This window comes from Streptomyces swartbergensis (assembly GCF_002148965.1).
GTDB classification, from domain to species: Bacteria; Actinomycetota; Actinomycetes; order Streptomycetales; family Streptomycetaceae; genus Streptomyces; species Streptomyces swartbergensis.
Genome location: NZ_NGFN01000547.1, coordinates 1 through 3,335, shown reverse-complemented (window position 1 = coordinate 3,335; position 3,335 = coordinate 1). Strand labels below are relative to the sequence as shown.

Annotated in this window: 4 protein-coding genes and 1 pseudogene; 2 read left to right on the top strand and 3 right to left on the bottom strand. The window is 67.8% G+C overall.

Annotation, left to right across the window (positions count from 1 at the left end):
- Positions 1-257 (top strand): annotated as a pseudogene (locus CA983_RS41845) (IS5/IS1182 family transposase); the annotation flags it as partial.
- 27 nt (positions 258-284) lie between these two features.
- Here the strand turns inward: CA983_RS41845 and CA983_RS41840 are convergent.
- Complete coding sequence (locus CA983_RS41840; protein ID WP_086605877.1) at positions 285-863, bottom strand: TetR/AcrR family transcriptional regulator; 579 nt, start codon at positions 861-863, stop codon at positions 285-287.
- A gap of 68 nt (positions 864-931) precedes the next feature.
- Here CA983_RS41840 and CA983_RS41835 point away from each other — a divergent pair, with 68 nt between their 5' ends.
- Positions 932-1,534: a dihydrofolate reductase family protein gene (locus CA983_RS41835; protein ID WP_086605876.1), complete on the top strand. Its 603-nt coding sequence runs from the start codon at positions 932-934 to the stop codon at positions 1,532-1,534.
- Between the two features lie 110 nt (positions 1,535-1,644).
- On the opposite strand, the gene CA983_RS48635 is transcribed toward CA983_RS41835, so the two are convergent.
- Together CA983_RS48635 and CA983_RS41820 are read right to left on the bottom strand one after the other, a co-directional pair.
- The gene (locus tag CA983_RS48635; RefSeq protein ID WP_244207328.1) at positions 1,645-1,857 is read right to left on the bottom strand and encodes a recombinase; all 213 of its coding nucleotides are present in this window, start codon (positions 1,855-1,857) and stop codon (positions 1,645-1,647) included.
- Positions 1,858-2,605: 748 nt separating this feature from the next.
- Positions 2,606-3,262: a prolyl oligopeptidase family serine peptidase gene (locus tag CA983_RS41820; protein WP_279628510.1), complete on the bottom strand. Its 657-nt coding sequence runs from the start codon at positions 3,260-3,262 to the stop codon at positions 2,606-2,608.
- Between the last annotated feature and the right edge of the window lie 73 nt (positions 3,263-3,335).

The window sequence follows — 3,335 nt, the reverse complement described above, 5'->3', positions numbered from 1 at the left end:
GCATCAAGGCAGTCATCCCGGAGAAGAAGGACCAGGCTGCCAACCGGAAGAGGAAAGGCCGCCGGGGCGGCCGCCCCACATGCCACGACGGCGATCTTTACAAGGAGCGGAACACCGTTGAGCGGCTCATCAACAAGTTGAAGGCCTGGCGGGGCATCGCCACTCGATACGACAAGACGCCCGAGAGCTACCTCGCCGGCCTCCACCTCCGTGCCTCGATGATCTGGATCAACGACCTCCTGAAGGCAACTGGCTGATCACAACATCACACACACCCTAGGCCGCTACTCCGCCGCCACGATGCGCTCCACAGCGGCCGTCACCAGTTGTTCACGCTCTGCCTCCGTGAAGACGTCCGGCAGGGTGAGCTGCTCGACGATCAGCCAGTTCAGCGTCAGGATGAGCAGCTTGACGGCCATGGCGTCGCCAGGGAAGCCGGAAGCCTCGTGATAGGCGACATTGGCGTCGACGTCGGCTCGTACTCGCTCAGTGAGGACCTTGCGTAGTTCGGGGCGGCGGGTGGCCTCAAGGCGGAGCTCCAGCAGCGCGAGGTAGCCGGTGCGGAAGGAGGCGATGCGGCCGACGAGCTCGCGCATCAGTTCGACGTAGGTCTCCCGGTCGCGGTCGGTCGTCTGCAGGCGGGCGATCGTGGCCTCGTCGGGCTGGAGTCGCTCGTAGACCCGGGCGCCGGCCTGAGTGAACAGGTCGTCGCGGCTGGCGAAGTAGTTGGACGCCGTGCCGGCGGGAACGGTGGCCTCGGCATCCACGGCCCGGAAAGTCAGGCCGCGTGCGCCTTCCCGGGCCAGCACCTCGATCGCCGCGTCAACGAGGGCCCCGCGCCGCTGGTCGTTCCGTCTCACCATTGACACCACTCCGGATGTAGTACTACGTTCAAACCACTTCAAGCAGAGTACTACGTGTGGGGGCCACTGTGCGAAAGCTCGTGTACTACGTCGGCGTCTCGCTCGACGGCCGCATCGCCGGCCCCGGCGGCGAGTTCGACTTCTTTCCGCAGGGCGAGGAGCAGCAGGCCGCCGCCTACTCGACCTGGATGAACGCGCTGTACCCGGAGACCATCCCGACCGCTTACCGGGCGGCCGTCGGCGTCGCCGACGAGTCCAACCGGCGTTTCGACACCGTCGTCATGGGCCTCGGTAGCTACCGCCCCGCCCTCGACAACGGGATCACCAGCCCGTACGCGCACCTGCGCCAGTACGTCGTGTCCAGCACCCTCAAGCCGGACACCGACCCAGCCGTCACCGTCGTGCCGAGTGACCCGCTCGCCCTCGTCCGCGAGCTCAAGGGCGAGGTGGGCGCTGGCCTGGACATCTGGCTCTGTGGGGGCGGCCAGCTCGCGGGCACCCTGTTGCCCGAGATTGACGAGCTGCTGATCAAGACCTATCCGGTCGTTGCCGGTACCGGAATCTCGGTTGTCGACGGTGCCTTCGACCCCACCGTCTTCGACGTCGCCGAGCGCACCGCCTTCCCCAACGGGGTCACTTTCACCCGCCTCACCCGCCGCTGTGTCGTGTAATCACCTTGCTGACCAGATGACGATGGCGCGAGGCGGCGCGCGGCCAGGCACATCGTGGCGGTCTTGTCGTATCGAGTGGCCAGACCGCGCCACTGCATCAGGACAGCCTCTCAGCCGCGAGGGCGCGGAAACTCAAGGTCAACAGTGGTTCGTCGTCGTGAGCGGATGGCGTCGGCTTGCTTGGTCCGCAGGAAGGTCAAGGTCAGGTCGATGCCCTCGATCTCTCCGAGCCACTGTTCCTCCTCCGCGCGCTTCCGCCGCATGACCAGGTCTTTCTCCAGTTCGTCGAGACGGGGAAGCATCCTCGGGTTGATCTGGAGCATTGGGCATCGGATGCATGCGTGTTCGTGCTGACACGGTGTGCCGTAGGGGCGAGCGCAGTTGCCGAGCTCGACCTTCCTCTTGTCGAAGTGCTCTTCGAACTCCGCCCACTCCTTGGGGGTGACGTCGGTGTACTCGTCTTCGGGCCTCTGCGACCTGCGGTGGTCGAGGAACTTCCGTGGACGACCAGGCGCCCGGGCGAGAGGGCGCGGCGTCGACTCCCGTAGCGCGCGGTCCGGAGCGAAGGCCGCCCAGGCGCCGCGGGCTCGGTCCGGGCTTCCGGGGCATCCGTACGGACCGCTGACACCAGAACCCCTCACCTGGTGTTGGGGTTGCGTGAGCTGTGGTGTGACGGTTGAAGTGTCGACGGCACCGTGCGCAGCCCCTCCTGTCGACCCCGGGCTCGGGCTCCCGTCCGGCAACGTGCCCGAACTGCCGTCGCCCGAAGAAATCGAGGCTGCCCGCACACCCGCTGGCGGATGGACTCGTAACCAGCTCGCAGCATGGGGCGTTCCATGGCCGCCGCCCAAGGGCTGGAAGGAAGAGGTAACCGCCCGATGGCGTGCTGGCCGACAACCCGGACAACGCCTCGGACCCGATCTGTCGCGCCGGAACAGGGCACGTTCGACTTTGAATGACGGGCCGGGTGGCATCTGTCCACCGAGCCAAGTGCGGGCCACAGCCATTGATTCTAGACAGTAGGCCTCCGGCCGCACCCGGATTGTCGGGGCCCAGCGGCTGCATAGTTGGTTAGGGCTCGGTGTGTGTGATGGGTGGTGTCAGGCCGGTATGGGTGGCGCAGAAGGCGAGGGTGTCGGCGGTGAGGTCGGCCCATCGGGACGCGGTGCGGAAGCCGTGGCCAACGTCAGCCTCGGTGCGCAGCAGGATGGGCTGGTTGGAGGTTGTGGCGTGTTGGAGGGCGGCGGTGAATTTACGCATGTGGGCTGCGCCGACGCGGGGGTCGACGCGTGGGCTGGTGAGCAGGACGGCTGGGTAGCGGGTGCCGGGCTGCACCTGGTGGTAGGGGGAGTAACTCAGCAGGACCGCCAGGTGGTCGGGGTCGTCGGGGGTGCCGAACTCGGTGGCCCACAGCGGGCCGACGCCAAAGCGTGGGTAGCGGACCATGTCGGTGAGGGCGTCGGAGCAGACGACCGCCGCGTACAGGTGCGGATCGCGGGTGAGGGCGACGGCGACGACCAGGCCGCTGTGGGAGCCGCCTTTGAGGGCCAGGCGGCTGGGGGTGGTGACGCCCTGGTCGATGAGGTGGCGGGCTGCGGCGGCGAAGTCGGTGAAGCAGGCCGGTTTGTTGACGCCGCTGCCTGCCGCGTGCCAGGCCGTGCCGTGTTCGYCGCCGCCGCGGACCTGGGCGATGGCGTAGACGCCTCCGGCGCTGACCCAGGCGTGGATGGCTGGTGAGTAGGCGGGGGCGGCCAGGGCGCCGAAGCCGCCGTAGGCGGTCAGAGCCGCCGTAGGCGGTCAG

Excerpts from the sequence above, each read along its gene's own strand:
- CA983_RS41840 (WP_086605877.1), bottom strand. The coding sequence starts at position 863 with ATGGTGAGACGGAACGACCAGCGGCGCGGGGCCCTCGTTGACGCGGCG.
- CA983_RS48635 (WP_244207328.1), bottom strand. The coding sequence starts at position 1,857 with ATGCTCCAGATCAACCCGAGGATGCTTCCCCGTCTCGACGAACTGGAG.